The sequence below is a fragment of the Marivibrio halodurans genome, assembly GCF_017963645.1.
Taxonomy (GTDB): Bacteria; Pseudomonadota; Alphaproteobacteria; order UBA8366; family Aestuariispiraceae; genus Marivibrio; species Marivibrio halodurans.
In genome coordinates, this window is record NZ_JAGMWN010000001.1 from 392,865 (window position 1) to 418,945 (window position 26,081).

The 26,081-nt window shown below is 65.6% G+C and carries 24 protein-coding genes; 8 read left to right on the top strand and 16 right to left on the bottom strand.

Going from position 1 to position 26,081, the window contains the following annotated elements; translation table 11 throughout:
* Positions 1–14 precede the first annotated feature (14 nt).
* From KAJ83_RS01760 to KAJ83_RS01775, 4 genes are read left to right on the top strand one after another with little or no spacing between them, the layout of a single operon-like run.
* A complete protein-coding gene (locus KAJ83_RS01760) occupies positions 15–1,607 on the top strand; it encodes a phytoene desaturase family protein (protein WP_210680293.1) in 1,593 nt (530 codons plus the stop codon).
* Complete coding sequence (locus tag KAJ83_RS01765) at positions 1,604–3,169, top strand: phytoene desaturase family protein (RefSeq protein ID WP_210680294.1); 1,566 nt, start codon at positions 1,604–1,606, stop codon at positions 3,167–3,169. The genes KAJ83_RS01760 and KAJ83_RS01765 overlap by 4 nt, the downstream gene beginning before the upstream one ends.
* Positions 3,166–4,383, top strand: a complete 1,218-nt coding sequence (locus KAJ83_RS01770; RefSeq protein ID WP_210680295.1) for an aminomethyl transferase family protein — start codon at positions 3,166–3,168, stop codon at positions 4,381–4,383. Before KAJ83_RS01765 ends, KAJ83_RS01770 begins: the two co-directional genes overlap by 4 nt.
* A gap of 16 nt (positions 4,384–4,399) precedes the next feature.
* Positions 4,400–5,638, top strand: coding sequence for an MFS transporter (locus KAJ83_RS01775; RefSeq protein WP_210680296.1), 1,239 nt, complete (start codon positions 4,400–4,402; stop codon positions 5,636–5,638).
* 44 nt (positions 5,639–5,682) lie between these two features.
* Here KAJ83_RS01775 and KAJ83_RS01780 read toward each other — a convergent pair whose 3' ends face one another.
* The 6 genes from KAJ83_RS01780 to KAJ83_RS01805 form a co-directional block, all read right to left on the bottom strand.
* On the bottom strand, positions 5,683–6,879 hold the full coding sequence (locus KAJ83_RS01780) for an aromatic ring-hydroxylating oxygenase subunit alpha (protein ID WP_210680297.1): 1,197 nt from the start codon (positions 6,877–6,879) through the stop codon (positions 5,683–5,685).
* Positions 6,876–7,517, bottom strand: a complete 642-nt coding sequence (locus KAJ83_RS01785; protein ID WP_210680298.1) for a TetR family transcriptional regulator C-terminal domain-containing protein — start codon at positions 7,515–7,517, stop codon at positions 6,876–6,878. The genes KAJ83_RS01780 and KAJ83_RS01785 overlap by 4 nt, the downstream gene beginning before the upstream one ends.
* 168 nt (positions 7,518–7,685) lie before the next feature.
* Positions 7,686–8,321 carry a transcriptional regulator BetI gene (gene betI / locus KAJ83_RS01790; protein WP_210680299.1) on the bottom strand — a complete coding sequence of 212 codons (636 nt, stop codon included), beginning with the start codon at positions 8,319–8,321 and terminating at the stop codon, positions 7,686–7,688.
* A 94-nt stretch (positions 8,322–8,415) separates the two neighbouring features.
* Complete coding sequence (locus KAJ83_RS01795; protein ID WP_210680300.1) at positions 8,416–8,766, bottom strand: helix-turn-helix domain-containing protein; 351 nt, start codon at positions 8,764–8,766, stop codon at positions 8,416–8,418.
* Positions 8,767–8,924: 158 nt separating this feature from the next.
* The gene (locus KAJ83_RS01800) at positions 8,925–9,443 is read right to left on the bottom strand and encodes an Hpt domain-containing protein (protein ID WP_210680301.1); all 519 of its coding nucleotides are present in this window, start codon (positions 9,441–9,443) and stop codon (positions 8,925–8,927) included.
* A gap of 80 nt (positions 9,444–9,523) precedes the next feature.
* On the bottom strand, positions 9,524–10,039 hold the full coding sequence (locus KAJ83_RS01805; RefSeq protein WP_210680302.1) for a response regulator: 516 nt from the start codon (positions 10,037–10,039) through the stop codon (positions 9,524–9,526).
* A gap of 213 nt (positions 10,040–10,252) precedes the next feature.
* Here KAJ83_RS01805 and KAJ83_RS01810 point away from each other — a divergent pair, with 213 nt between their 5' ends.
* Positions 10,253–10,681 (top strand): cyclic nucleotide-binding domain-containing protein, encoded by a 429-nt coding sequence (locus KAJ83_RS01810; RefSeq protein ID WP_210680303.1) that lies wholly within the window; start codon positions 10,253–10,255, stop codon positions 10,679–10,681.
* The gene (locus KAJ83_RS01815) at positions 10,678–11,136 is read left to right on the top strand and encodes a cyclic nucleotide-binding domain-containing protein (protein WP_210680304.1); all 459 of its coding nucleotides are present in this window, start codon (positions 10,678–10,680) and stop codon (positions 11,134–11,136) included. The genes KAJ83_RS01810 and KAJ83_RS01815 overlap by 4 nt, the downstream gene beginning before the upstream one ends.
* A gap of 33 nt (positions 11,137–11,169) precedes the next feature.
* Here KAJ83_RS01815 and KAJ83_RS01820 read toward each other — a convergent pair whose 3' ends face one another.
* From KAJ83_RS01820 to KAJ83_RS01850, 7 genes are all read right to left on the bottom strand, one after another.
* Positions 11,170–11,985 (bottom strand): SapC family protein, encoded by an 816-nt coding sequence (locus KAJ83_RS01820; protein WP_210680305.1) that lies wholly within the window; start codon positions 11,983–11,985, stop codon positions 11,170–11,172.
* Positions 11,986–12,151: 166 nt separating this feature from the next.
* A complete protein-coding gene (locus tag KAJ83_RS01825; protein WP_210680306.1) occupies positions 12,152–14,311 on the bottom strand; it encodes a dipeptide ABC transporter ATP-binding protein in 2,160 nt (719 codons plus the stop codon).
* A 28-nt stretch (positions 14,312–14,339) separates the two neighbouring features.
* Positions 14,340–15,245: an ABC transporter permease gene (locus KAJ83_RS01830; protein ID WP_210680307.1), complete on the bottom strand. Its 906-nt coding sequence runs from the start codon at positions 15,243–15,245 to the stop codon at positions 14,340–14,342.
* A 16-nt stretch (positions 15,246–15,261) separates the two neighbouring features.
* A complete protein-coding gene (locus KAJ83_RS01835; RefSeq protein WP_210680308.1) occupies positions 15,262–16,194 on the bottom strand; it encodes an ABC transporter permease in 933 nt (310 codons plus the stop codon).
* A 362-nt stretch (positions 16,195–16,556) separates the two neighbouring features.
* Positions 16,557–18,275: an ABC transporter substrate-binding protein gene (locus tag KAJ83_RS01840; RefSeq protein ID WP_210680309.1), complete on the bottom strand. Its 1,719-nt coding sequence runs from the start codon at positions 18,273–18,275 to the stop codon at positions 16,557–16,559.
* A gap of 421 nt (positions 18,276–18,696) precedes the next feature.
* Positions 18,697–19,566, bottom strand: coding sequence for a phosphate/phosphite/phosphonate ABC transporter substrate-binding protein (locus KAJ83_RS01845; protein ID WP_210680310.1), 870 nt, complete (start codon positions 19,564–19,566; stop codon positions 18,697–18,699).
* A gap of 11 nt (positions 19,567–19,577) precedes the next feature.
* Entirely contained in the window at positions 19,578–20,453 is an 876-nt protein-coding gene (locus KAJ83_RS01850; protein ID WP_210680311.1) for a helix-turn-helix domain-containing protein, read from the bottom strand.
* A 314-nt stretch (positions 20,454–20,767) separates the two neighbouring features.
* On the opposite strand from KAJ83_RS01850, the gene KAJ83_RS01855 reads away from it, so the two are divergent.
* Together KAJ83_RS01855 and KAJ83_RS01860 are read left to right on the top strand one after the other, a co-directional pair.
* A complete protein-coding gene (locus KAJ83_RS01855; RefSeq protein WP_210680312.1) occupies positions 20,768–21,619 on the top strand; it encodes a fatty acid desaturase in 852 nt (283 codons plus the stop codon).
* 45 nt (positions 21,620–21,664) lie between these two features.
* Complete coding sequence (locus tag KAJ83_RS01860) at positions 21,665–23,155, top strand: HAL/PAL/TAL family ammonia-lyase (protein ID WP_210680313.1); 1,491 nt, start codon at positions 21,665–21,667, stop codon at positions 23,153–23,155.
* Positions 23,156–23,184: 29 nt separating this feature from the next.
* On the opposite strand, the gene scpB is transcribed toward KAJ83_RS01860, so the two are convergent.
* From scpB to nagZ, 3 genes are all read right to left on the bottom strand, one after another.
* Positions 23,185–23,868, bottom strand: a complete 684-nt coding sequence (scpB, locus tag KAJ83_RS01865; protein ID WP_210680314.1) for an SMC-Scp complex subunit ScpB — start codon at positions 23,866–23,868, stop codon at positions 23,185–23,187.
* Complete coding sequence (locus tag KAJ83_RS01870) at positions 23,868–24,902, bottom strand: segregation and condensation protein A (RefSeq protein WP_343221917.1); 1,035 nt, start codon at positions 24,900–24,902, stop codon at positions 23,868–23,870. The genes scpB and KAJ83_RS01870 overlap by 1 nt, the downstream gene beginning before the upstream one ends.
* A 131-nt stretch (positions 24,903–25,033) precedes the next feature.
* On the bottom strand, positions 25,034–26,080 hold the full coding sequence (nagZ, locus tag KAJ83_RS01875; protein WP_210680315.1) for a beta-N-acetylhexosaminidase: 1,047 nt from the start codon (positions 26,078–26,080) through the stop codon (positions 25,034–25,036).
* Position 26,081: the final 1 nt, after the last annotated feature.

The window sequence follows — 26,081 nt, forward strand, 5'->3', positions numbered from 1 at the left end:
CAGGAGGTTCAGGCGTGAAACGCTATGACGCCATCGTCATCGGCGCCGGACATAACGGCCTGGCGGCCGCGGCCTATCTGGCGCGCGGCGGGCTGGAGGTTCTGGTGCTGGAACGGCGCGACGCGATCGGCGGCGCGGCGATCTCGGAGGAACGGCATCCCGGGTTCACCTATTCCTCCTGTTCCTATGTCTGCAGCCTGCTTCGGGCGGAGATCATGCGCGATCTCGACCTGCCGAAGCATGGGCTGAAAATCATCCCCTACGGCACCACGGCGTGCCTGATGCGGGGCGGCGATCGTTTCGCGATGTATCCGGACGCCGACCAGACCCGGCGGGAAATCGCGCGCCATTCCGCCCGCGACGCCGATGCGTTCGACGAGTTCATGCGCGACCTCTATCGCCAATGCCGGGCGATCCGCCCGCTTCTCCTGAAGACGCCACCGGACCCGACCAGCTTCAAGCCGCGCGACATCAAGGGCCTGCTGGAGATCGGCCGCGCCTTCGGTCAGTTGGACGAGGACGCGCTCTATCAGGCGATGCAGTTCTGGACGATGAGCTGCGGCGATTTCCTCGACCGCTATTTCGAATCCGACGTGGTGAAGGGGGCGCTGGCCGGGGGATCGATCATCGGCACCGCGCTCGGCCCTTATTCGCCGGGCAGCGCCTATGTGCTGCTGCATCATGTGATGGGCGATCTGGACGGCCATGTCGGCGCCTGGGGTTTCGCCGTGGGCGGCATGGGCGCGATCAGCAAGGCGCTGGCCGGCGCCGCGCGCGAGCATGGCGCGGAAATCCGCACCGGTGCGGAGGTGTCGGAGATCTTGATGCAGGGCGACCGCGCGGCGGGCGTCGTGCTGGCCGATGGCGAGGAGGTGCGCGCGCGCACCGTGGTCTCCAATCTCGACGTGAAGCGCACCTTCCTCAAACTCGCCCCGCGCAAGCATCTGCCGGGCGCGTTCGTGGACCAGGTGGAACGGTTCAAGATCCGGGGATCGTCGGGCAAGCTCAATATCGCGCTCGACGCGCTGCCGGACGTACCGGCGCTGCGTCACGATCCGAAGCTGATGCGCGGCGGGCTCAATGTGGGCGACTCGCTCGAATACCTGGAGCGCGCCTATGACGACTGGAAGAACGGTACCTGGTCGAAGAAGCCCTATCTCGACATCTTCATCCCCTCGACGCTGGATTCCTCGATGGCGCCACCGGGCAAGCATTATATGTCCGTCTTCGTGCAATATGCGCCCCCGACACTCGCCGACGGCCCTTGGACGGCGGAGAGCCGGCAAGCCTTCGGCGATACCGTTCTGGACACGATCGAATCCTACATGCCGGGTTTCCGGAAGCTCGTGCTCGACGCCTGGGTCCGCACCCCCGCCGATATCGAGGCGGAAGTCGGCCTGACCGAAGGAAACATCTTCCAGGGCGAATTGACGCTCGACCAGCTTCTCTTCAACCGGCCCGTGCCGGGCTATGCCCAGTACCGCTCCCCCATCCGGGGGTTCTACATGTGCGGCTCCAGCACCCATCCGGGCGGCGGCGCCATGGGCGCGCCGGGCGCCAACGCGGCGCGCGAGATGCTGCACGACCTGAAGCGGAGGGCCGCATGACCACCGGCAACGCGAAACATTATGATGCCATCGTCATTGGCGGCGGGCACAACGGCCTCGTCGCCGCCGCGCTGATGGGGCAGATAGGCAAGCGCACGCTGCTCATCGAGGCATCCGCCGAGCTGGGCGGCATGGCGGTCCACGCGCCGGCCATCGGGCGCCTGTCGGAGACGGTGGTCCGCGCCCTCGCCCTGGACCGGCACGGCCTACGCTTCCGCACACGTTCCCTGGCGACGGAGATCCTGCGGGAGGGGACCTCCCCCCTCCCCCTCCAGCCCGACGACCCGGCGGCGACACGGCAAGCGATCCACGCGCTTTCCCCGGCCGACGCGGAGGCTTGGCCGCATTTCCAGCAACGCATGGCGCGGCTGGCCGCCGGCCTCGCCCCCTTCCTGGAGCGCACGCCGCCGCGCCTAAGGCTCGACGATTGGGGGGAGCGCTGGGAGCTCGCCCGGCTCGGCTTCGCGGTGCGGCGCATGGGGCGGGCCGACATGCGCGATCTGTTGCGCATCCTGCCCCTCAATGTCGCCGATCTGGCGGAGGAGGTGTTCGAGAGCGATGTGCTGCGCGGGCTCCTTTCCTTCGACGCGGTGCTCGGCAACCGGATGGGCGCGCGCTCCCCCAACACGGTCTTTCCGCTGCTGATGCGCCATGCCGGCGGCGCGGGCTGCCGGCCCGGCACGCAGGCCGTTGCGGAAGGCGGCACCGCCGCCCTGATCGACGCGTTGAGGAAGGCGGCGGCCTCCCATGGCGTCGAGATCAGGACCGATGCCCCCGTCGCCCGCATTCTGGTGGAGGACGGCCGCGCGACGGGCGTCGAACTGACGGACGGCGGGACGATCCGGGCTGGAACGATCCTGTCATCCGCCCATGCGGGAACGACGCTTATCGACCTGGTCGGGCCGCGTCATCTGGATACGGACTTCACGCGCGCGGTGCGCCATGCGCGCGGCGCCGGCGTGACGGCGCATCTGATCCTCAACCTCTCCGCGCCGCCGGCGGGGGGCGATCCCGACACCCTCGCCACCACGCGCCGTGTCCACGCGCCAAGCATCCAGGCGGTGGAGCGCGCCTTCGACCGCGCGAAATACGGTGAGTTGCCGGAGGACCCGCCCTTCGAAGTGACCGTCGTGAACGAGGGCGAGGGGCACGCCCGCGCCCATGCGCTGATCCAATACGTACCCGGCGACTTGAAGGACGGTGACTGGAAGACGGAACGGGACGCCTTCACCAAGCGCCTCGTCGCGCGGATCGAGGATCTGTGCCCCGATCTGGCCGGACGGGTCGAGGGCGCGCACCTCGCCACGCCCGCCGACATCGCCGCGCGCCACCGCGCGCCGGGCGGCCATTGGCATCATCTGGAAACGGGATTGGATCAGGCCTTCATGCTGCGCCCGGTCCCCGGCTGGGCCCAATATCGAACGCCGATAGAGGGCCTCTTCCTCTGCGGGGCGAGCACCCATCCGGGCGGCTGGATCAGCGGACAACCCGGCCTCAACGGCGCGCGCGCGGCGCTCGCCGCCGAGAAGGCGTCCGGCAAGGTGAAGGGAGAAGCCGCATGACGACCGCCACCGCCACCACCATGAGCCCGGCGCAGACCCAGACACCGATGCTGCCGCGCGGCCCGATGCTGAAGCGCAGCCCGTTCCATGAGCGGCTCGCCGCCCTCAACCTCGCCAACGCGTGGGAAGCATGGCAGGGTTATACGACCGCCAGCCTGTTCTACGATGCGGAGGACGAATATTTCGCGATCCGCACCGGCGCCTCGCTCTACGACGTCTCGCCGATGCTGAAATACCGCATCGCCGGACCGGAGGCGGAGGCCGTCGTCGATCGCCTCGTGAGCAAGCGGATCGACAAGCTGAAGCCCGGCCGCGTCACCTACGCCCCCTGGTGCGACGCGCGCGGGCGGGTGATCGAGGAAGGCACGATCTTCCGCCTGTCCCCGACGGAATTCCGCATCAACTGCGCGGAACACCAACTCGCCTGGTTCTCGGAGACCGCGCACGGTTTCGACGCCCAGGTCGAGGAGGTGACGGAGGAAATCGCGGGCCTTGCCCTGCAGGGACCGACATCGAAGCAGGTTCTGGCCGATATCGGTCTGGCGGAGGCGGCCGCCCTACCCTTCTTCGGCATCGGTACCTTCAAGGGTGCGGGAGGCTATCCGGTAACGGTGAGCCGCACCGGGTTCACCGGCGATCTGGGCTATGAACTCTGGGTGGCGCCGGAGCATGCCCTGCCCCTGTGGGACGCGCTGATGGCGAGAAGCGATCTTCACTATCTGCGGCCGATCGGCTCGCGCGCGCTCGACGTCGCGCGGATCGAGGCCGGGCATATCCTGATCAATGTGGAGTTCGTCGGCGCCCGGCATGCCATCCGCCCCTCGCAGACGCGCACACCGTCGGGGCTGGGGCTCGACTGGGCGGTCGATCTGGCGAAGCCGCATTTCAACGGCCGCCGCGCCCTGATCGCCGAGCGCGAGGCGGGCGGGCCGAAGCGCCGCCTGGTCGGCCTCGACGTCACGGGACGCAAGCCGGCGACGGGCGCCTATCTCTATCATCGCGGGCGGGAAGTCGGCCAAGTCACCTCCGCCACATGGTCGCCGATCACCAAGCGCAATATCGCGCTGGCTACCGTCGAGGCGCGATACGCAACCGAGGGCACGGTGCTGGACGCCGAAATCTACTATATGAAGGAAGTAACCCAGGGGAAGGTCGACGCCGCCGCGACGATCGTCCCCCCGCGCTTCTATCAACCCGGCCACCGGCGCGGTTGAGGGGAAAGAACCCACGATGCAGCAGGACCGCCCGCCGGGGTTCGAGCCCTTTCCGCATCCGCCCGTCGCCGCCGAGGCGGAAACGGGCTTGAGCGCGCGCCAACGCCGGCGCGGCCTGATCGCGGTGTTGGCGAGCCTGCTGGCCGCGGGCCTGACCTTCGGCACCTCGATCCCGCTGCTCGCCCTGCTGATGGAGCGGGATGGGGTCTCCACCACGATGATCGGCCTCAACTCCTCCATGCCGTTGCTGGCGACGATCCTGATGTCGACGGCGACGCCGTGGATCGTGCGGCGGCTGGGTGTCATCCCGACGCTGATGGCGGGAATCGTGCTGATCGTGGTGGGTTTCCTGGGCATGGCGGCCTTCCGCTCGCTGGAGGCTTGGTTCGTTCTGCGTTTCCTGGTCGGTGTCGGCATGTCGGTCCATTGGGTGATCAGCGAAACTTGGCTGAACAGCGCGGCGAAGCCCGGCAATCGTGGCCTTATGGCCGGGCTCTACGCCGCCCTGATGGGGATCGGTTTCGCCGGCGGCCCCGCGATGCTGACCATCCTGCCGATCGACGGCTGGACGCCCTTCCTGGTGATCATCGGCTTCGTGGCCCTGGCGGCCGTGCCGATCCTGTGGGCGGCGGGCGCGGCCCCGCGCCTCGACCTGACGAGCGAGAGCGGACGCTGGTCCGCCCTGCGCCTCGCGCCGACGATCTTCCTAGCGATCTTCGTTTCCGGGCTGGTCGATACCGCGATGCTCTCGCTCCTGCCGATCTATGGTCTGCGTCATGGCTTGGCGCAGGAGGAGGCGGTGCTGCTTCTTTCCGTCGCGGTGGCGGGGACGGTTGTGCTGCAGGCCCCGCTGGGGCTTCTCGCCGATCGCGTGAACCGGCGCGCGCTGCTGCTCATCGTCGGGACGGTGGGGCTGGCTGGCGCCCTTCTGCTTCCCCTCGTCCTGGCGGAGACATGGCTGCGCTGGCCGCTGCTCTTCATCTGGGGCGGGACGGTGGCCGGGCTCTACACTGTGGCGCTCGCCGATCTCGGCGCGCGGTTCGAGGGGGGTGCGCTGGCGGCCGCGAACGCCCTCTTCGTCATGAACTACTGTATCGGAAGTCTGCTCGGCCCGTCGGTCGCGGGCAGCGCCATGGACGCGGTCGGGCCGGACGGATTCGTCCTGACGGTTTCCACGGCGCTCGGCCTGTTCCTGGCGATCGGGGTCGCGCGGACGCTCTGGATGCGCGGCCGGCGGCCACGGGCCCCGACTTGATCCGACTCAATCCGGGAGCCCGCGGGCCGTCTACCGCCGACGCATCACCCCGCCGCCGCCAGCTCCGCATCCCGCGCGGCGACCGTGCCGGGCGCCGGCGCCACGGTCAGCGTCGTGACCGGACAGGCCGCGCGCACGCGGTCGTGCAGTTCCTTCACCCCGTCCTCGTAGATCGAGAGGGGGCCTGGATTATAGCCATGGCTGCGCAGGCCCTTCTGGACCCGTTCGCTGAGCCACCGGTCCTCCGCCAGCACCATGCGGTTGATGCGGTCGTTGAGATAGCGCAGCACCCGCATCTCCCGCCGATCGTCCGCCTGCCCGTAGAGGCCGAGGCGAACCTGACAACGCCCCTGCCCCAGCGGCAGGATCTGGAAGAAATCCATGCTGTCGGGATAAACGTCGATGCCGTGGTTCGGCAGCATGCTGAAGAATTGCCAGGTGCTCCGCTTCTCCTCCGGCAGGTGGGTCAGCACCTTCGGCGCCAGATCCTGATACATCCGCTCCACCCAATTGGGGGACGGACGATCCTTATGCCGGCTGACGCTGCCGCCGATGCCGAAGCTGTTGCCGAAGCCACCCATGCCGCTATCCAGCATCCGGTGATAGCCCGGATGGCCCATCGGGATGTGATAGTTCTCCTGGTTATTATCTACGGCCGTCTTCCAGTCGCAATTCCAGACCTGATCGATCATGGGCCGCACGCCGACCATGGTCTCCGGCCGGTAGGGCTCGATCAGCTTGGCGTAATCGCCCCACATCTCCGCGAGGCTCGGCCCCTCGCCCGCGACGCGCACGAAGACGAACCCGAGGAAAACCTCGTGCTCCACCGTGTTGAGGCCGAAGCAGTTCTTGTCCAGGCCGGGAAAAGTGCTCTCCGCCGGGACACCCGCGAGACGACCGTCCAGCGCATAGGCCCAGCCGTGATAGGGACACAGCAGACGCCGACGCAGAGTGCCCCGCCCGTCCAGCAGCTTCGCCCCGCGATGGCGGCAGACATTATGGAAGGCCCGGATCGTGCCGTCGGCGTCGCGAACGATGGCGATGGAATCGCGCATCAGGTCGAACACCATGTAATCGCCCGGGTTCGGCACGTCGTTCTGATGACAGGCGACCTGCCATGTTCCGAGGATCAGCCGTTCATATTCCAGCGACAGCAGTTCCGAGTTGTCGTAGGTCCAGGCCGGCAGACCGTGGACCGCCTCGCGCCGGACATCGGCGTTCTCGGGATCGCGAATGCTCATGATGCCGCTCCTTCTCGTGATTGCTCCTCGTCATGGCCCGGGGCCACATGCCATCTCGGCTCGTTCGGAAAGACCGTCGCCAGATAGCTGATCGCCAAGTCCCGCGCGGCCGCCCGATCGAACGACCGGCCCGCGACCAACGCATCCTGCCAAAGCCCGTCGATCAGCCCGCCCAGGCCGCGCGCCAGCGCCTCCGCCGCGCGCCCTTCATTCCGCGCGCCGGTTCCGGCGAGCATCCGCCGGCACAGAGTCAGAAGGTCGGCCTGAAACACCGCATCCGCCTCCCCCACCCGTTCGAGATAGAGGCGCCGTGCCTTTGCCTCCCCCCAAAAGGCGGTCCAAACGGCGATAGCGTCCGGCGCGCTTATTCTGGGGTCGAGCGATATGTCGATCAGCCGTTCCAACGCCCGGGCCGGATCGTCACCGGCCTCCATGAGGACCCGGCGGCGCGCGCCCTCGAACATCGCCACCACATGATCCAGCGCCGCCAGCAGCAGCGCGTCCTTGCGCGCGAAGTGAAAGGTGACGGAGCCAGGCGAGATACCGGCCCGGCCGGCCACCCGTTCCATGGTCGTGCCGGACAGCCCCTGGCGCGCGATCACCCAGAGGGTGGCACCCAAGATCCGTTCACGGTTCACGCGCGACCGGGTTTCCCGACCGGCCCCTGGGGTGACATTCGCCACGATATGCTCCGGGCTTGAAATTGACTGAATATACGTTTAGCGAAATCATCTAAAAAAGTCAACCACGGGGGCGGCGCAACAAACCAACCCACTGTTTCTTCTAGGTTTAAAGGAACGTGGTCGTCAGACTTCGAAATGCCTGGGGAACAGCGATGCGAGAAACGCCTTCGCATTGGCGAGGGCCTCTTCCCGTTTCATCTCCTTGGGATAAAGCAGAACCTGGAGCCAGAGCCCGTCGATCACGGCTTCCAAATTGCGTGCGGCGACCTTGGGGACGATTTCGTCATAGCCGCCCGCCGCCGCCAAGTCGGCGCACAGATTTTCCAAGCGTTCGCGCCGGTGATCGTCATGGGCGCTCTGGATCGCCAGATAGGTCGGCCGGTGCCTTGCCTGCCCCCAGAAGGCGAACCAAACCGCCACCTTCCGGCGCGAACAGACGGCCGGCGCGAAATCCGCGGCAACGACGGCCGACAATCGTTCGGCCGGGTCCGGTCCGGCCTGGTCGAGCGCACCCTGCCAATGCACTTGATGCTCATCGGCCAAGGCGCGCAGCGTCTCCGCATAAAGCGCTTCCTTGCTGACGAAATGGAAATTGACCGTGCCGTGCGAGAGACCCGCTTCCTCCGTCACGCTGTTAAGGGTGGTACCGGACAACCCCCGTTTCGCGATCGAGGATATGGTCGCTTCGATCAACTCCCGCCGACGTGCCTCGCGGACACCGCCGCGTCCCGCTCCAACCGTATCACCGCGTCGCGCCATCAGGCCGGCCTTCACCACACATTAACTGACTGATCAGTCAAATTTTAGGGGCCGGCATATTCCAACGTCAAGCATGCACCGGACGGCGACCGGATCAAAGCTCGTCGAGTTGCCGTTCAAGTTCGTTGACCAGATCGTTCGCTTCCTGAAGCTTCAAGCGCGCGGTCCCTAGCTTCGAGCGCATCGCCTCCACCGGATCGACATTGCCTGCGGTTTCGAAGGCTTCCACATCGCCCTCCAGCAACCAATTCGGCGTGACATTCAAAATCCCCGCGAGGGTGAACAACCGGTTGGCGCGGGGGTCGCGTTCCCCTTCCTCCCAGGCGGAAATGGTTTCCAGCGTGACCCCCATGCGCCGGGCCAGTTCCTCCCGCGACCACCCCTGATGCTCACGCGCGCGGACGATGCGCGCGCCAACCGGAATGGCTGTGTCGGACGATGTCATGGAAAACTCCTTCGCGCCGTTGATCGGCGCCTATGAAATTCACGGGTCTCGTAAAGCGTCGAGCCGTCTCCCTCCCGTCGATCAGTCTCCCGATCCGGGGTCGGCGATGCTAGAGGGCACGCCCGGCAAGGTAAAGATATCCGCCGGGAGCCGAATGGCTAGCGCCCCAACTCCTTGGAAACGGCGTCGGAGAGGGCCTCGACGACGGCCCGCGCGACCGCGTCCCCATCGCCTTTCATTCCCCGTTTGTAGACGACCTTCATCGCGTCCACATGCTGATCGATCAATTCCGGCGTGACGCTGCGCTCGTTCGGCAATTCCCGGACATAGCGGCAAAAGGAGCGTCCGATTTCCGTGATGAGGGGATAGCCGAAGGTCGTACCCTGACCACGCATGTTATGGATCAGCCGGAAAAGGGAATCGACCGCCGACGGGTCGCGCGATTGCCGATAGCGGACACCATAGGTTTCCAGCCGGTCGATATCCTGACCAAGCTTGTCGATATATTCCGCCTCGAGCCGCTTGACGATCTCGTCGGCTTCCCGGATCGCGCGCTCCGGATCGCGCCCCCCGGTCTTGGGAACCTTCTTGGCGAGATCGTTCGGCCGTTCGATCACTTGATGCCAACTGCGATCGGGATTGTCCGGAACCGCCGGCACATCTTCCTTGGTTACCATTCGTGCCCTCCCCCGACACGAACCGATCCAACGCGGGCGCTCCCCCTTGCCCCCCGGGATGGAACGGCCGGCTGCCGGTTCTAGATATCGATTTCCTCGTGCGCGCCGCGACGATCATCGCCGTCGAAAATCGGCAGGTTGAGACGCCGCCGACACGGACCGAAAAAGGAGGCGGTCCGAACGAAGGGGCGTGGATTATCCACGATCTGGACAAGCCTGGCATGAAGCGATCTGGCGGCGACCGGCTTCGCCAGGAATTCAGTGATTCCGAAATCCCGTGCCTTCATCACCTTCATTTTCTCGGTATAGCCGGTCAGCATGATAATCGGAACATATCGACAGGGGCTGTCCTGATCGAGGCGTACGCGCCGAACGAAGCTCGGCCCGTCTTCCGGCTGCATTTCCCAATCACAGAGAATGACGTCCGGCTCGCTGTCGAGAAGCTGTTCCCATGCCTCGAACCCATCGGAGGCGAAGCGGATCTTGGTCACGCCAAGCGCCTGCAGCATCCGCTCCAGCACCATCCGCATGAAACGACAATCATCCACGATCAGGATGCTGAGTTGGCTGAAATCGTGTCGATGACGGTTCGACATGAATTATTGCTCCACCGGGATCCTAATCCGCGCCCCTCCCGGTATCGGCGCGATAGGGAGCACCGCCCGATGCCAAATTCTATAGCAGAGACACCTTGGCACGGGAAACATTTTGCATGCCCGCGTGTCTACGGGTCCAGCCGTACTAGGCGCCCATCATCGGCGCATGCTATCGTCCGAAGTGGGTTTATAGCGGTGGGGCGAGGCGGCAGGATGGCCCAGGACAATCAGGTTCGCGTACTTAACCGACGCTCCTATTATGATGGGGACGTCATCTTTCACGAAGGGGACACAGGCAGTCAGGCCTTCGTCGTCCAGCAAGGGCGGGTGCGCATCGTTCGTACCGTGGAAGGCGGCGAGAAGGCGACGCTCGGCATCATCGAGGCCGGCGGGATTTTCGGCGAAATGGCCCTGATCGACAAATCAACGCGGATGGCAAGCGCCATCGCGGACGGCACCTGCGTGTGCATCTCGATCCCCGAGGAAACGGTCCGCAAGAAGCTCAAGGCATGCGACCCGGTCGTGCGCACGGTCATCCTGATGATGATCCGCATGATCCGCACCGTCGCGGACGAGACGCGGTTGCCGCCGGACACCGTCGACGCCTTAACGCGCGAGGTGACGGAGGAAACGGTACCATGAGCGACACGGCCAGCGCGCTCGGCAAACGTCGCTTCGAAGCGGGCGATATCATCTTCATGGAGGGCGATCCGGGAACCGAAACCTTCCTGATCCAAACCGGCCGGGTTGGATTGATGAAGCGCGGCGCGGACGGTCTGTTCGAGCCGCTGGCGACGCTAGGACCGGGACAGGTTTTCGGCGAGATGGCGCTCGCCACCAAACGTCCGCGCGCGGCAGGCGCGCGCGCCCTGGAGGATTGTCAGGTCATCGCGGTATCGCGGGCGCATATCGACGAGAAATTGAAGGACGCGGACCCGTTCATCGCCGCCCTGTTCCGCATCCTGGCAGGCAATCTCGAATCAACCCTCGACCGCAAGCGGGAGGTCGAACGCGCGGGCCGTCCGCGAACCGACGCCGTGCTCAAGGGGCGGCAAGAGGCCCTCGACCGGGCGATGGACGATCTGACCGGCGCGTGATGAATCGCGTCGGCGGAGCCGCCGGACGTGGATTCATCGCCGGGTGAAATCGATCGGCACCTCGGCCTGACGCTCGTCCTTCATGAAAAGCCGGCCGAAATTGCCGAGCGAGACGAGATGCGCCACCGCCAGGGCGAACCACCCGCTACGCCACCAGGTTTCCAGTTGATCCGACGGCAGGGCACGCAGCCGCTCCTCGTCGATCACCCGGAATCCCTTGATCGCCATATGCCGCTTATCGGCCAATTCGACATCGACGGCGCGGTCGATCAGCAGATCCTGCTCCCGGCAGGCATCGACGAACTTGCGCGTCCGGCTCTGTTCGCGCGCGAAGGCACCGGCGAAACGCCCCATGCGCTTCATCAAGTCGCTGGGCTTCCGTCCCTCGAACAAGGGATGTCCGCCATCGCGCGTCACCATCGGCGCGTCGGTATCGACGCCGAGACGGACTTCCGGCGTCTCGCCACGTTTCAGGCCCCGGCTGTCACGTAGGAGGATGAAGGGGTAGCGGCGCACGAAGGCCGGAATGTAACAACCTTCCGTCCAGTGTCCCTCCGCCTCGACGAACAGATTCTGGGCGTGGCGCACACCGACCAGAACGACCGGCATGTTGGTCTGGTCGCCGTTGAATAGAATTGGATAGTGACGCGCGGCGGCCATGAACTCGATCGCGTTGAGCGGGATCATGTGCGAATCGCGCGCGAAGCCATAGTCCCCATCGACGAGAAGCCCCAGATCGCCGTGCTTGTCGGCTTCGAGGACCTCCAACCGACGAAAGAACATCGGCAGTGATTGGCTTTGCCGCGCGCTCTGCCCGTGCGCGCGGCCCTCGCTCGCTCTCTCGTTCATCGTGGCGCGCCGCCGCCTCCCGCTCTTTCCTACGATGTCCCGTCCGATGGCATCGGGTTCTTGCTACCATCATCCGGTCGAAATGGCGATGGGGCCGACGCGATCAAGCGCCGCCCCAATCGCATGCGGATCGCGGTGGAACAAGGCTGAAACGGCGCGGCCGTCCCTACTCCGCCGGTTCAGGCGTCTTCTCGCCGCCGGCCTGACCGCCCGGGTTCTTCATCACGATAACGGGGTCGACCTTCCGCAATTCGTCCAGTTCGATATGGCAGGTGATGACATGGCCGTTCCCTGCATCGCGGAATGGCGGTCGCTCGTCATCGCAGATCGACCCGATCTTGCGTGGACAACGCGTGCTGAAAGGGCAGCCTTTCGGCGGATTCAGCACGGAGGGCAAATTACCTTCCAGCACGATCTCGCGCTTCTCGATCGACGTGTCGGCGATCGGCACGGCGGAGAGCAGAGCCTCCGTATAGGGATGGTAGGGCGGCGCATAGACCTCCTCCACATCGCCCTGCTCCATGATCATGCCGAGATACATCACCACGACCCGATCGGACAGATAGCGCACGACCGATAGATCATGGCTGATGAACAGCAGCGTCGTGTCATACTGCCGCTGGATATCCATCAGCAGCCCCGTGACGGCCGCCTGGACCGAAACGTCGAGGGCAGAGACAGGCTCGTCCGCGATCACCATCGGCGGATAGCCGGCGAAGGCCCGCGCGATGCCGATGCGTTGCTTCTGGCCGCCGGAAAGCTGCCGTGGCTTGCGGTATTTGAACGCGCGCGGCAGCTTGACGAGGTCGAGCAGTTCATCGACCCGGGCATGGACTTCCTGGTCGGACTTCGCCACCCCGAACTTCTTGATGACGCGCACGATCTGGCCACCGACCGTATGGCTGGGGTTGAGCGTCTCGTTCGGATTCTGGAACACCATCTGCAGGGTGGATATCTGCTTCGGTGTGCGGCTTGTGACGGGCAGGCGCGAAATCTCCTCGCCGTTATAGACGATCTCCCCGTCCGTGGAGGTCTCCAGCCCCATCAGCACCTTGGCGAAGGTCGACTTGCCGCAGCCGGATTCCCCAACGATCGCCACCGTCTCGCGCTTGCGGGCAGAGAAGGTGATCGACTCGTTCGCCTTGACCCAGCGAGAAGCCTTACCGGTCAGCAGCGCCTTGATAGAACTGTCGCGGACCTCGAAATATTTCCGCATGTTCTCGACATGCAGGACCTCGTCCCCGGGTTCGTTGGCCGGATGTTGCTCGATATCGGGCGTGAAATTCTCCCAATCGATCTCCTTCCAGCGCAAGCAACGCACGGCGTGACCGCTATCCCCGTCGATCGTCTCCCAGGGAATCCCTTTCGGATCGTCGCACCGTCCCTCCTGGAAGAAGTCGCAGCGCGGCCCGAAATAGCAGCCCGACGGCCGGTCGTAGGGCAAGGGAAGCTGCCCCCGGATGGGGACCAGCGGGTTGGCGTTCTTGTCCGCCGTCGGCAAGGGAATCGAGCCGAACAATCCCCGCGTATAGGGGTGGCGCATCATGTCGAAGACTTCCTTGACCGTGCCGGTCTCCACCGCCACGCCGGAATACATCACGCAAACCCGATCGCAGGTTTCCAGGATCAACCCCATATTGTGGGAGATATAGATCATGGAGGTCCCGAATTCGGCGCTGATCTCCTTGATGAGCTTGACGATACCGGCCTCGACCGTGACGTCCAGCGCGGTCGTCGGCTCGTCGAGGAGCAACAGCGTCGGATTCGACAAAAGCGCCATCGCGATGACCACGCGCTGCTGCTGGCCGCCGGAAATCTGGTGGGGAAAGGCCCCCATGACCCGCGCCGGGTCCGGCAGCTTGACCTTGGCCAGCATCTCCTCCGCCCGGCGCCAAGCATCCTCCTCGGAAATGCCGGGCTCATGGAACAGCGGCACCTCGGAAAGCTGGCGGCCGATCTTCATCGACGGGTTCAGGGCCGACATCGGCTCCTGATAGATCATGGCGATGTCGGAGCCGCGAAGCTGGCGCAACTCCTCCTTCCCCATTCGCGACATGTCGCGGCCCATGAACTTGATCGATCCGCCGACGATCCCGCCATTGCCCCCCATATATTGCATGATCGCCATGGCGACCGTGGACTTGCCGCAGCCGGATTCGCCGACGATTCCGACCGCCTCCCCCGGATAGAGGGTCAGATTGAAGTCCTTCACCGCCGGCACCTCGCCCGCGCGGATGAAGTAGGAGATCGATAGATTCTCGATCGCCAGGACCGGCTCCCCCTTAGGCGGGGTCTTCACCGGATTGGCCTGTTGGGCTTGGTTCATGTCGCTCATCCTCGTCCCCCCGATCCGGTCAGTCGCGCAGCGACACTTCGCGCAGGCCGTCGGCCAGCAGGTTGAATCCGAGCACCAGCAGCGAGACCGCCAACGCCGGGAAGAACGGCATCCACCAGAACCCTCCCATGGCGAGCGAGCGCGTCTCGTTGATCATGCCCCCCCAATCCGGGAAGGGCGGCGGCAGGCCGAGCCCGAGAAAACCGAGCGCGCCGATGGTGATCGTCGTGTAGCCCATGCGCAGACAGGCATCGACGATCAACGGCCCGCGCGCGTTGGGCAGCAGTTCCGTCAGCATGATGTACCACGGCCCCTCGCCCCGGGTTTGGGCGGCCGCGATATAATCCCGCGTCGCGATGTCGAGCGTCAGTCCGCGCACGATACGCATGATCCCCGGTGCCGAAGCGAAGACCACCGCGAAGACGATGGTCAGGCCCGAGGCACCGGCCGTCGTGATGATCAACACGAACAGCACCATCACCGGGAAGGACAGGATGACATTCGCCAGGAAGGATAGAACCTCGTCCACCCATCCCCGGAAATAGCCCGCGGCGAGCCCCATCAGAATGCCGACGACATAGGCGCTGAAGGTCGCGAGCGAGGCGTAGAACACCACCCGCTGCGTGCCGTAGATCAGACGGGAGAAGACATCCCGTCCCTTGTTGTCCGCCCCCAGGAAAAGGAAATGCCCGTCCGCCGTCGTCGTCAGGGGCGCCGCGAAGGGTTCGATGAATTCGTCGTAGCGATAAGGCGCCAGAAGCGGCGCGAAAATCGCGACCAGCGCGAAGAATACGACGAGCGCGAGGCCGACGACACCGACCGGGCTCTCCCGCAGCAGGGCGATCGATCCGACGATCCTCTCGACACTGCCCTTGGGCCTGTCGGAGGAGGAAACGCTGCCGTCCGTTTCGCTGGCTTGGCTCATGATTTATGCCCTCCCCTCAACTGAACCGGATACGGGGGTTCAGAAAGGTGTAGCCGATATCGCCCAGCGTCTGACTCAACACGGCGACGAAAACGGCGGCGAGACCGCAGGCCTCGATGACGAAGATGTCGCGCCGCAGCGCGGCCTCCAGCAGCAGGGTTCCGAACCCCTTGTAGGCGAAGGCGTATTCCGTCACGACGACGCCTGAGAGCAGCCAGTTGAGCTGCAGCATGATCACGGTGAAGGGGGCGATCAGCGCGTTGCGCAAGGCATGCCGGAGAATCACCCGCCGGTAGGGCAGGCCCTTCAGGACCGCCGTGCGGATATAGTGAGTCGTCATCACCTCGGCCATCGAGGCGCGCGTCATGCGCGCGATATAGCCGAAACCGTAGAGCACCAGCACGCTGACCGGCAGGATCATCTGCGCCCAGTCCCATCCGGCCGCCATGGAACTCGTACCCGGCAACCATTCGAGTTGAATGACGAAGACCGTGGTCAGGATGACCGCGCTGGCGAATTCCGGGATCGATGTGGTGACGATCGAGACGACGGAGATCGTACGATCCTGGGCCGATCCCTCCTTCACGCCGGCGAGCACGCCGAGGAACAGCGCGAGCGGCACCATGATGAGGAAGGTGAGCCCCGCCAATATCCCGGTATTCGCCAACCGATCCCAGAAGAATTCATTGACCGGACGCTTATATTGCACCGATTCCCCGAGATCGCCTTGGGCGACGTCCCCGACCCAGTCGAGGAAGCGGATCGGGATCGGCCGGTTATAGCCGTTCTCCTCGATCCATATATCGAGTTGCTGATCTTGCGCATAGGGGCCGAGCACCCCTCGCGCGACCGAGCGCGGATTGCCCTCGTTGACGACGAACAGGATGAAGCCGACGACCAGCATGATGAGCAACATCAAGCCGATCCGCCGAACGATCAGTCGGGTCATGGTCGCCGAACCCCCTTTTTGCCCCCGGCCGGGTCGGCATGCGTGCGCCGCCCCTTCGCCTTGCGCCGCCGGAACCGACACCACCCGATACCATCGAACCCATGGCGAAGCCCCCTAGGGTCCTATGGCATGCCTTGCCCGCTTAAAGTCCCCCGTCGCCGGCAAGGCGGGGTGGCATCCGCCCGATTGGCGACGCCCGATAAATACGCATTCACGAATGAACCAAATTAATATCCGGCCCCATGCCCCGCTGGGGCCCTGAAACAAAGGGGCACAGAAACAAGCGCATGAAACGGCGCGCCCCCGAAAAAACGGGACACCCCCGCCGTCGCGTGGACGGCGGGGGTGCTGCGGATCGCCTCTTAGGAGTCGATCCAAACGTTATGGAACTGATGATAGAAGGTCGGGTGCGTGATGTGCCCCTTGACCCGCTTGTTCGCCGCCTTGAAGACCGACCGCCAGAACGGTTGGATAATGACGCCGGAGTCGCGAAGCAACTGCTGCGGCTTCTCCATCAGCTTGCGGCGCTCCTCGACATCCAGGGTCGCCTCGGCTTCGTCCAGGGCCGCGTCGAACTCCGGATTGTTGTAGGCCGCCTCGTTCCACGGCACGCCGGTCCGGTAGGCGAGGCTGAGCACCATGGTGCCAAGCGGGCGGTGCGTCCAACTGGTCAGGCCGAACGGCGCCTTGTCCCACACCTCCCAATACTGGTTGGCCGGCATCTTGTTGATGCGAATATTGATTCCGGCCGGGCGGCACTGCGCGGCGAGCGCCTCGCACTCCGCCGTCTCCCACGGACCCTGGGTGTCGCCGACGACGATCTCCAGATCGATGCCGTCGGGATAGCCGGCCTTCGCGAGCAGGGCCTTCGCCTGTTCGATATCGCGCGTCGGCCCGGGCAGGTCGAAATATTCCGGATGAATCTGGCAGACGTGATAGTCGGCCGCGACCTGACCCGCATTGCGGTGCGAAATCTCCAGCATCTGCGCCCGATCCGCGCAGAGCTGCACGGCGCGCCGCAAATCGACATTGTCGAACGGCTTCTCCGTGGTGCGCATGCGCATGACGCCGGTCTGGGCCGTCACCGCCTCGTGCAGTTCCACGTTGGGCAGCTTGCGCACGACGTCGAGCTGGTCGACAGGCGTGTTGTAGGTCATGTCGACCTGGTCGGACGCGATGGCCCCGATCTGGGCGTTCGAATCATTGCCCAAATCGATATACTGGATCTCGTCCAGATAGAACGGCCCGGCCCACCAATCGCGCGCCTTACGGAGCACGGCCTTCTGGCCGACCGCGAACTCCGCCAGTTCGAACGCGCCGGTGCCGATCGGATTCTTCGACAGATCGGCCTCGTAGTCCTTGCCGAAGCCACGGTGCGTGATCGCGGTCGGATAGTTGTAGAAGTTCTCCGGCATGGCGAGCGCGGGCGAGCGCAGATTGAATTGGACCGTGTAGTCGTCGACCACCTCGACCGCGCCGGGAATGCCGCGCTTATTGCCGTCGACTTCCTCCACCATCGGCGCGAACAGGCCGAGGTTCGAGGAGCCGGTCGCCGGGTCGAGCCAACGGTTGACCGTATGCGCGATATCGGCCGATCCGAATTCGTCGCCGTTCGACCAGGTGATGCCCTTGCGCGCGGTGAAGCGCCAGGTCTTCAGATCTTCCGACGCCTCCCAGCCCTCGGCCAGATAGGGGCGCGTGATATTGTCGGATCCGGTGCGCGTCAGATATTCGACGATGAAACGCGCGACATTGGATTTCTCCACCCAATCGAAGGTGGCGGGATCCGTCATTTCCTGCATCGCCATGGCGACACGAAGCGTACCGCCCGGCTTGGCGGACTGCGCCATCGCCGGCCGCACGCCGAGACCCTGGCCGGTGATCGACCCGGCCATCGCATAGGCCGCCGTCGCCGACATGCCGAGCAATGTCGCGGTGCGCAGGAAATCGCGGCGGTTGACCTTGCCCGAGGCCAGCCCATCGGCGAGTTCCGGCATGTAGGGGTGAATTTCGTAGCCGAGCTTCCGCGCCTCCTTGCCGATATAGCGCTTCTTGCCCAGTAGTGAGTTTCGTTTGAACATCTTAAGCCGTCTCCCTTTGGCTGCCCAGAACGGCCCGATCATCCGACCCTCGTCATGCGAAGGAGCCGGCCCCACGACCGTCAGTTCTCAGAGATCGCGCGATCCGCGATAACTGCGCTTAGCGACAAATGCCTACCCTGTTTTCATGATCGGTCATGACGATGCGATGCGCGCGCCGTGGATGCCCCCGATCATCTGGTCACTTACCGCCGCCACCGGCGGAAGGTCGCGGACTATCGCACCCCTTCCATCCGACCGCTCGGTGCTCCGCCGCTCGTTTTTTTTCGAGCGTGCCCAGTTCGCCAAACGCCCCATACCCCCGGGACCTTCGCGCCACTCTGTTCAAAAAGTATGGCCGGGGGCCGATTCAGAAGTCAACGGCTAAACGCCCTTGAATATCCGAGGCTTTTTCCGGCGCACGTCATAAATTGGCCAGAGATTGTCGCGAATCGGACAGCCCATTGGGCAGGCGTTCATCCGCCGTTCCGCTGTAACTCGCAATCCGACGATAGTCGTCCTGATCGACGACACTGGCTCCCGAGAGAAGCAATGCCTCGCGCGCGGCGGCGAGGTCCGGATCGGCGAGCGCGGCCTCGACCGCCGCGCGAAGCCCGGCGATCCGGCCGCCCTCCATATTCCCCGACGTCACGAGGGGCAGTCCCGGCACCGCCCGCGTCCAACCGACGGTCGCGAGTCCCGACACCTCCGCCGGGGCGTGCCGCGCGATCAGGGCAAAAGTCACGGCATCGACGGCGCAAAGATCTGCCCCGCCGTCGCGCACGGCAGCAAGCGAGCGGCGATGGGCGCCCGTCTCGACCTCCTCCGCGAAGAAAGGCGCCGCGCCGGGCGCATGATCGGCGACCGCCCAACGCACGCACTGATAGCCGGAGAGCGAGCGCTCCTCGTTGAACGCCAGGCGTGCTCCACGGAAATTCAGGATGGCCCGGCTCTGTTGCCCGTCACCTTGCGTCGCGCGTCGATCCCCCGCCCGCGCCAGAAGCCGGCTTCTATAAAGCGGCCCCTCGCACCCTTCGGCCGCGTAGCGCGGCGTCACGACATAGGCGACCCGGTCGCGGAGCAGCGTCGCGAAGGGATAGCCGCAGGTCTGGGCCAGCAGGAGATTGGGGTCGCGCCAATGCGCCCAAGGGTCCTCGGGCCAGGAAAGCTTGTCCGGTACGCCGGTCAGCCCCGCCATTTCGAGGTGACGGGCCAGCCCCGCCCACCAACGGGTCAACGCCACCTCCATCTCCGGCATGGCGTACATGAAAAGGGATGCCGGTGAATCCATCATGGCGCCCATCGTCATGCCAGACGCCCCCGCCCCGTCACACGGTCGGCCAGACCGCGCAGGAAGACGGGCGCCTCATGTGCCTGCACCACGGCCGCGCGGATCAGCCGGTCGAAATGTTCCGTCAGTTGGCGGATATGGCCGGTCGTGTTGAACACGAAGTACATCTCCCCCAGGAACAGCGCCGCCCGTTTCGGCCCGAAGACGGTATAGGGTACCGCGAAATGGGTCCGCCCGTCATAGAGGAACAGGCGCAGACGCGGATAAAGCTCGTCCGTCAGCGTCGCGGCGTGCAGCAATTGTTCCCGCCGGTCCGCGGCGCTCAATTCGCGCCACACGCCCGCCCCCTCCGCGAAGGTCTCGAACGCCTGGCGCGAGCAGCATATTTCGAAATCCGCATCCGGCGTCCGGGTATAGGCAAGCTTGCTGCTGGCATCCGCGATCGCTTCCGACGGGCGCTTCGCGGCATAGCCGGCATATTCGAACCGCAACACCGCTTCCGTCTTCATCAAATCCGGCAACGAAGCGGGCACATAGCGAATCTTGTAGCCCGCCGCCTCCGCGTGCCACCGGCGCAGATTCTCGTCCGACGGCGCGCTCGGCCCGCTCAAGGCGACCTGTACCGATTCCCGCAGAATTTCGGCCCCCAGCTTCTGCTGTTGGGTGAGCCCCATCAACCAATCGAGACTGACCTGCAACACCGAGGCGACGGCGGCCACGGTATCCGCGCGCGGCAGCCGGTCGGTTTCCGCCGATAGAAGTTGCGACAGGGTCGATCGGTCGATCCCCGCTTCCGCCGCCAGACGGGACCGGTTGGTACCAGCCGCCTTCATCGCCTCCTGAAGGCGGTCACGGAAAATCCGGACGGTTTCGCGCCGATCACGGGACATCGCGGTGCCTATCGTTCATATCCTTGGTGATAAATGTCATCAAACAGGATATTTCACAACGCCTATAACTAAAATGCTACATTGAGTGACAGAACATGACAAAACCCACATTGTGGAAAAGTCCACCCCCAGCGTAACAATTCGGCATGAGCGTCACACCCATGCCACCGGCGAAGGCCGATCCCGGTTCCGCCCCCGGATCAGAACACGACAAATCACCCTCTCACCCCATCATATGGCGGGGATCGGGACGCACGCCTCTGGCCCGTCTTCTTGCCCGTCTCGACGCGCTGGAAGCCCCCACTTGGGCAATCGTGCTACTGACATATGGCGGGTTCCTGGTCCTGACCTATTGGTGGCGGATCGTGCCGTTACCGCTTTTGGTGGCGTTGGGCGCCTATCTGGTCTGTCTGCACGGCCATATGGCGCATGAGCTTCTGCACGGCCACCCGACGCGCAAGCGCTGGCTGAACGATGCCCTGGCGATGGTGCCGTTGTCGCTTTGGCTGCCCTATCCGATCTATCGGGACAGTCATCTGGCGCATCACGGCATCACGCACTTAACCTCCCCGATCGAGGACCCGGAAAGCTTCTACCTGACGCCCAAGCGCTGGAGTCGCAAGCCGGTCGCCCTGCGCGCCCTGCTCTATTGGAACCAATCCTTTCTGGGACGCATGGCGGTCGGGCCGCTTCTCATGGTCGGTCGCTTCCTTGCGGGCGAGATTCGACGCTTCGGGCGGGGCGAGTGGGCCTATGCCGGGGCCTGGGCCGTGCATCTGATGCTGGCCGCGCTGGTCGTCTTCTGGGTTGTGGCAATCTGCGGCATGCCATTCTGGCTTTATCTCGTCGGCATCGTTTATCCGGGTCTTTCGCTTGGACTCATGCGCTCCTATGTCGAGCACCGGCCGGGCCCCGATCAGGATAGCCGCTGCGCCATCGTGGAGGGCGGGCCGCTGACGCGACTGCTCTTCCTCAACAACAATTTCCACCTCGTCCATCATGTTCGTCCCGGCCTGCCCTGGTACCGGATTCCGGCGGTCTATCGCGCCGACAAGGCTGGCTGGCTCGCGCGCAATGGCGGCTATCGCTATCGCGGCTATTGGGACGTAATCGGCCGGCACCTGCTCTGGGCCAAGGATTCCCCGCTGCACCCGACCATCCGGTGATCCTGCCCCTTCCCGGAACGCCCGCCGCGTGCTACCGCGACGGCCATGCAGGATAATATCTCTCTCGACGGCACGGAATTGACGCCGGGGCGCCTCGCGCGGATCGCGATGGAAGATGTCCCGATCGCGATCGATCCGGAGGGCCGTGCCCGCCTCGCCCGCGCCCGATCGGTGGTTGATCGCGCGATCGACGAAGGACGTCCCGTCTATGGGTTGACGCGCGGTTTGGGCGATCAGATCGACCGGACGATCGACCGGGAAAGCCTCGGCGATTTTTCCCGCCGCACGATCAGGGGGCGCGCCCATGGGCTGGGGTCGCCCCTGCCGCGTGCCGTCGTGCGCGCGGCGATGGTCGCGCGCCTCAACGCCGCGCTCGTCGGCGGAGCCGGGATGTCGGAGGCGGCGGTCGATGCGCTCGCCGCCCTGATCAACGCGGGCGTGACGCCGGTCGTGCCGCGCATCGGGTCGATCGGTGAATCCGATCTCTGCCTGATGGCGACCCTGGCGCTGGTGCTGATCGGCGACCCAGAGGGGCGCGCCGAGGTCGCGGGCGTGGAGATGACCGCGCCCGAGGCGCTCACCAAGGCCGGGCTGTCGCCGCTTACGCCGCTGCCGAAGGATGGGCTGGCACTGATTTCCGCCAATGCGATCGCGGTCGGAGAAGCCGCGCTTGCCGCCGCCGGAATCGACCGCGCGCTGGAAGCGGCCTTCGCCGGCTGCGCCCTGATGCTGGAAGCCTTCCGCGCCAATCCCAGCCCCCTCGACCCGGCCTGCGCGGCGATGCGCCCGCAGCCCGGCCAGGCGGAAGCGGCGATGCGCCTGCGCGGGTTCCTGGAAGGCAGCCGGCTGCTCTCCGACCCCGAGGCGCCGCGCCGGCTTCAGGACCCGCTCAGCTTCCGATGCGCGGCGCCGACGCTGGGCGCGGTGCTGAATGCGCGGGAGGGGTTGGCCGCCGCGCTGGACGCGGAACTCAACGGCGCGGGCGACAATCCGCTCGTTCTAGCCGATCGCGACACCGTGATCTCCACCCCGAATTTTCACGCGCCGGGTCTGGCGCTCGCCTGCGATCACATGGCAGCGGCCGTGGCGACGGCGGGCGCATCCATGCTGGCGCGCTGTCAGGTGATGAAGGAACCGTCCCTGACGGGCCTGCCGCGCATGCTCTCCCCCGGCGATATCGGCAGCGCGGGCATCGCGCCCTTGATGAAGCTCGCCCAGGCGTTGATGCATCGGCTGCACGGGGCGGCGCAACCGGCGGCGACCATGCCATCGCTGGCCGGCGGAACGATCGAGGATATCATGAGCTTCGCGCCGCAATCGGCGGAGAAGCTGCGCGATTGCGCGGAAAGCTTCCGTCTGCTCGTCGCGCTCGAACTCCGCATCGCGATGCAGGCGCTCCATCTGCGCCCGGAGGCGCGTCCGGGACGCGCCTTGTCACTCTGGATCGAAAGGCTGCGCCCGCTTTGCCCCCCCTTGGAGGCGGAGGACCGACCGCTGAGCAACGAGATCGACGCGATCGCGTCGGCCATCCGATAAGACCCATTCGGCGGCGCCCGGCCGCCCGGTCAATCGTCCAGGGGTATCTGGTCGTCCGTCTCCACCGCGTCGAATATCTCGTCGTTCTCCAAATAGGCCTCCCGTTCGGCCGCGTCCTCGGCGTCCTCGCCCTCGTCGCCCTCGGCGAGCGCATCCTCCTGACGCATGGCGATGGCCCCTGCGCCGGGGCGGAGGTCCAGCAGTCCGGCGGCCTTCAATTCCTCCACCCCCGGCAGGGCCGACAAATCCTCCAGCCCGAAATGGTCGAGGAAGGCCGGCGTCGTGCCCCAGGTGACCGGCTTGCCCGGCGCGCGGCGGCGCCCCTTCGGTCGTATCCAGCCTGCCTCCAACAACGTGTCGATCGTCCCGCGCGACAGGGCGACGCCCCGGATTTCCTCGATCTCCGCGCGCGTCACGGGCTGATGATAGGCGACAATGGCAAGCGTCTCTATGGCCGCCCGGCTGAGCCGCCGGGGCACCTCGCGCTCCAATGTCATGTGTGGGGCGAGATCGTCGGCGGTACGAAAGGCCCAGCCCTCCCCCACCCGGGTCAGAATCACGCCCCGATTGGCGTAAAGCCCCTGCAACTCCTCCAGCAAGGTCGGCACATCCGCGCCGTCCGGCAGACGTTCCCCCAGGACATCGGGGCCGAGTGGCTTGTCGCTCGCGAACAAAATCGCCTCCAGCAGGCGGATTTGCTGAAAATGATCCATCAATGCTCCTCCGGGGCGTCATCGGACGCCTGGTCGTTCGGGCCGCCGGTCTCGTCCTCCCCGCCCCAATCCTCCTCGTCGAGCAACGCGCCGATCGCCGCGTCGTCGAGCCCTTCCAGCGAATCCGCGTCCGAGCGCGGGCGCGCCGAATCCTCCTCCGGGATCTCCTCGCCCTTCAGCGTCTCGTTCCGCTTGCGCGCCACGCCGCGCACATAGATCGGCTGGAACGTGCCGGACTGCCGGACCTCGGCCAGCCCTTCGCGCGTCAATTCCAGCATGGCCGCGAAGGTCCCCGCGATGGTCGACCGGGTTAGCAGCAGATCGTCGCCCTTCGCCTCCGGCGGCAGGAAGACCTCCAGCATCTGCCAATCCGTCCGGTCCCCGATGATATGGCGCAGGCGGGAGAGGGCCTGTTCCATCGAATAGAGCCGGGTGGGCAGGATACGAAGCTGACCGCTGCGGACCTGACGGGCGCGAATCTCGCCATAGGCCTTCAGCATGTCGTAGAGATCGTCCTCGAAGCGCGGCGTGCGCTCCACCTTCAGCGTCTCCGGCATGCCGCGCGCGAAGAAGTCCTGCCCCAGTTGCGTGCGCCGCATCAACTCCTTGGAGATATTCTGCATCGCCTCCAGCCGCTGAAGCTGGAAGGCGAGGCGGGCGGCCATTTCCGCCGGATCCTCGCTCTCCTCCGTCACCTCCGGCTTGGGCAGCAGGATGCGCGACTTCAAATAAGCGAGCCACGCGGCCATGACGAGATAATCGGCCGCGATCTCCAATTGCAGCGTCCGCGCGCGTTCGATATAGCCGAGATACTGGTCCGCCAGTTGCAGGATGGAAATTCTGGCGAGATCCACCTTCTGCTCGCGCGCCAAATTCAGCAAAAGATCGATCGGTCCCTCGAACCCGTCGATATCGACGACCAGTTCCTCCTCCGGCCGCGCGACGCGCTCGCCACCGGTGTCGAACGGCTCCGCCGCCGCGCCGGGCGTCGGCGCGTCCCTTCCGTCATTCGATGTTGGCAGGTCGTCGCTCACGGTCGAGGCGGGCCCCCTGGATAATGCCGCCGGTTTCGATGCGCGGGCCGTGCGACGGCGTTGGCCGTCCGATAGCAGGCACTGCCCAGGCCTCCGTCCAGCCCCCTTTCCCCTCCTCCGGCATAGCCCGATCAGGGCGAACCGGCAAGCAAGGCGTCCAGCCGCGCGGCCGCCGCGCGCGCGTCGAAGCCGGCGGGCGGATCATCGCGGCGTGCCAGCGCGGCGCACCAGCGTCGCGCGCCCTCCCCGTCCATCATGCCGGCCCCGTCCAGCGCGGCCGCCATCTCCGACCGATCGCCGTTGCAATGCAGGATGACGTCGCACCCGGCCTCCCGGGCCTGCACCGCACGTGTCTCGAACGAACCGGAGAGCGCCTTCATCGACAGATCGTCCGTCATCAGCACCCCGTCGAAGCCGATCTGGCCGCGTACCACGCCACCGATCACCGCCGCCGACGACGTGGCGGGACGCGCCGGATCGATGGCGTCGTAGACGATATGCGCCGTCATGCCGAGCGGACAGTCGCCGAGCGCCGCGAAGGGCGGAAAGTCCCGCTCCTCCAACGCGGCGAGCGACGCCGTCACGCGCGGCAATTCCAGATGGCTGTCCGCCACCGCCCGGCCATGGCCCGGGATATGCTTCGCAACCGGCAGAACGCCGTGGGTCAGGAAGGCCTCCATCGCCACGCGGCCGAGCACGCCGACGACCGACGGGTCCTCCGCGAAGGCGCGGTCGCCGATGATCTCGTGCCCGTCGGGTGCCGGTACGTCCAGGACCGGCGCGCAATCCACATCGATACCGAGCGCCGTCAATTCAGAGGCGATCAACGCGATATCCAGCCGCAGCGCCTCCACCGCCGCGATCGGATCGCGACCATGCAGGAGGCCGAACGGCGCCATCGGCGGCGCGGCCCGCCAAACGGGCGGCCGAAGGCGCTGCACGCGCCCACCTTCCTGGTCGATCAGAACCGGTGCGGCGGGATCGTCCACGCAGGCACGCAAATCGGCGACGAGCGCACGCACCTGGTCCGGTGTCTCGATATTGCGGGCGAACAGAATGAAGCCGAGAGGCCGGTGTCGCGCGAAAAAGTCCCGTTCCCCGCCGCTTAGCACCGGCCCCGCGCAGCCCAGGATAGCGGCCGCTCTCCGGCCTTCGAACGCCTCTGTCCCATCGGTCATG

Coding starts and splice junctions, on each gene's coding strand:
- KAJ83_RS01825 (WP_210680306.1), bottom strand. CDS start 14,311: ATGAACCAAGCCCAACAGGCCAATCCGGTGAAGACCCCGCCTAAGGGG.
- KAJ83_RS01805 (WP_210680302.1), bottom strand. CDS start 10,039: ATGTCGAACCGTCATCGACACGATTTCAGCCAACTCAGCATCCTGATC.
- KAJ83_RS01795 (WP_210680300.1), bottom strand. CDS start 8,766: ATGACATCGTCCGACACAGCCATTCCGGTTGGCGCGCGCATCGTCCGC.
- KAJ83_RS01845 (WP_210680310.1), bottom strand. CDS start 19,566: ATGATGGATTCACCGGCATCCCTTTTCATGTACGCCATGCCGGAGATG.
- KAJ83_RS01775 (WP_210680296.1), top strand. CDS start 4,400: ATGCAGCAGGACCGCCCGCCGGGGTTCGAGCCCTTTCCGCATCCGCCC.
- KAJ83_RS01810 (WP_210680303.1), top strand. CDS start 10,253: ATGGCCCAGGACAATCAGGTTCGCGTACTTAACCGACGCTCCTATTAT.
- KAJ83_RS01860 (WP_210680313.1), top strand. CDS start 21,665: ATGCAGGATAATATCTCTCTCGACGGCACGGAATTGACGCCGGGGCGC.
- KAJ83_RS01850 (WP_210680311.1), bottom strand. CDS start 20,453: ATGTCCCGTGATCGGCGCGAAACCGTCCGGATTTTCCGTGACCGCCTT.
- KAJ83_RS01780 (WP_210680297.1), bottom strand. CDS start 6,879: ATGAGCATTCGCGATCCCGAGAACGCCGATGTCCGGCGCGAGGCGGTC.
- KAJ83_RS01820 (WP_210680305.1), bottom strand. CDS start 11,985: ATGAACGAGAGAGCGAGCGAGGGCCGCGCGCACGGGCAGAGCGCGCGG.
- KAJ83_RS01770 (WP_210680295.1), top strand. CDS start 3,166: ATGACGACCGCCACCGCCACCACCATGAGCCCGGCGCAGACCCAGACA.
- scpB (WP_210680314.1), bottom strand. CDS start 23,868: ATGGATCATTTTCAGCAAATCCGCCTGCTGGAGGCGATTTTGTTCGCG.
- KAJ83_RS01765 (WP_210680294.1), top strand. CDS start 1,604: ATGACCACCGGCAACGCGAAACATTATGATGCCATCGTCATTGGCGGC.
- KAJ83_RS01840 (WP_210680309.1), bottom strand. CDS start 18,275: ATGTTCAAACGAAACTCACTACTGGGCAAGAAGCGCTATATCGGCAAG.
- betI (WP_210680299.1), bottom strand. CDS start 8,321: ATGGCGCGACGCGGTGATACGGTTGGAGCGGGACGCGGCGGTGTCCGC.
- KAJ83_RS01835 (WP_210680308.1), bottom strand. CDS start 16,194: ATGACCCGACTGATCGTTCGGCGGATCGGCTTGATGTTGCTCATCATG.
- KAJ83_RS01830 (WP_210680307.1), bottom strand. CDS start 15,245: ATGAGCCAAGCCAGCGAAACGGACGGCAGCGTTTCCTCCTCCGACAGG.
- KAJ83_RS01815 (WP_210680304.1), top strand. CDS start 10,678: ATGAGCGACACGGCCAGCGCGCTCGGCAAACGTCGCTTCGAAGCGGGC.
- nagZ (WP_210680315.1), bottom strand. CDS start 26,080: ATGACCGATGGGACAGAGGCGTTCGAAGGCCGGAGAGCGGCCGCTATC.
- KAJ83_RS01800 (WP_210680301.1), bottom strand. CDS start 9,443: ATGGTAACCAAGGAAGATGTGCCGGCGGTTCCGGACAATCCCGATCGC.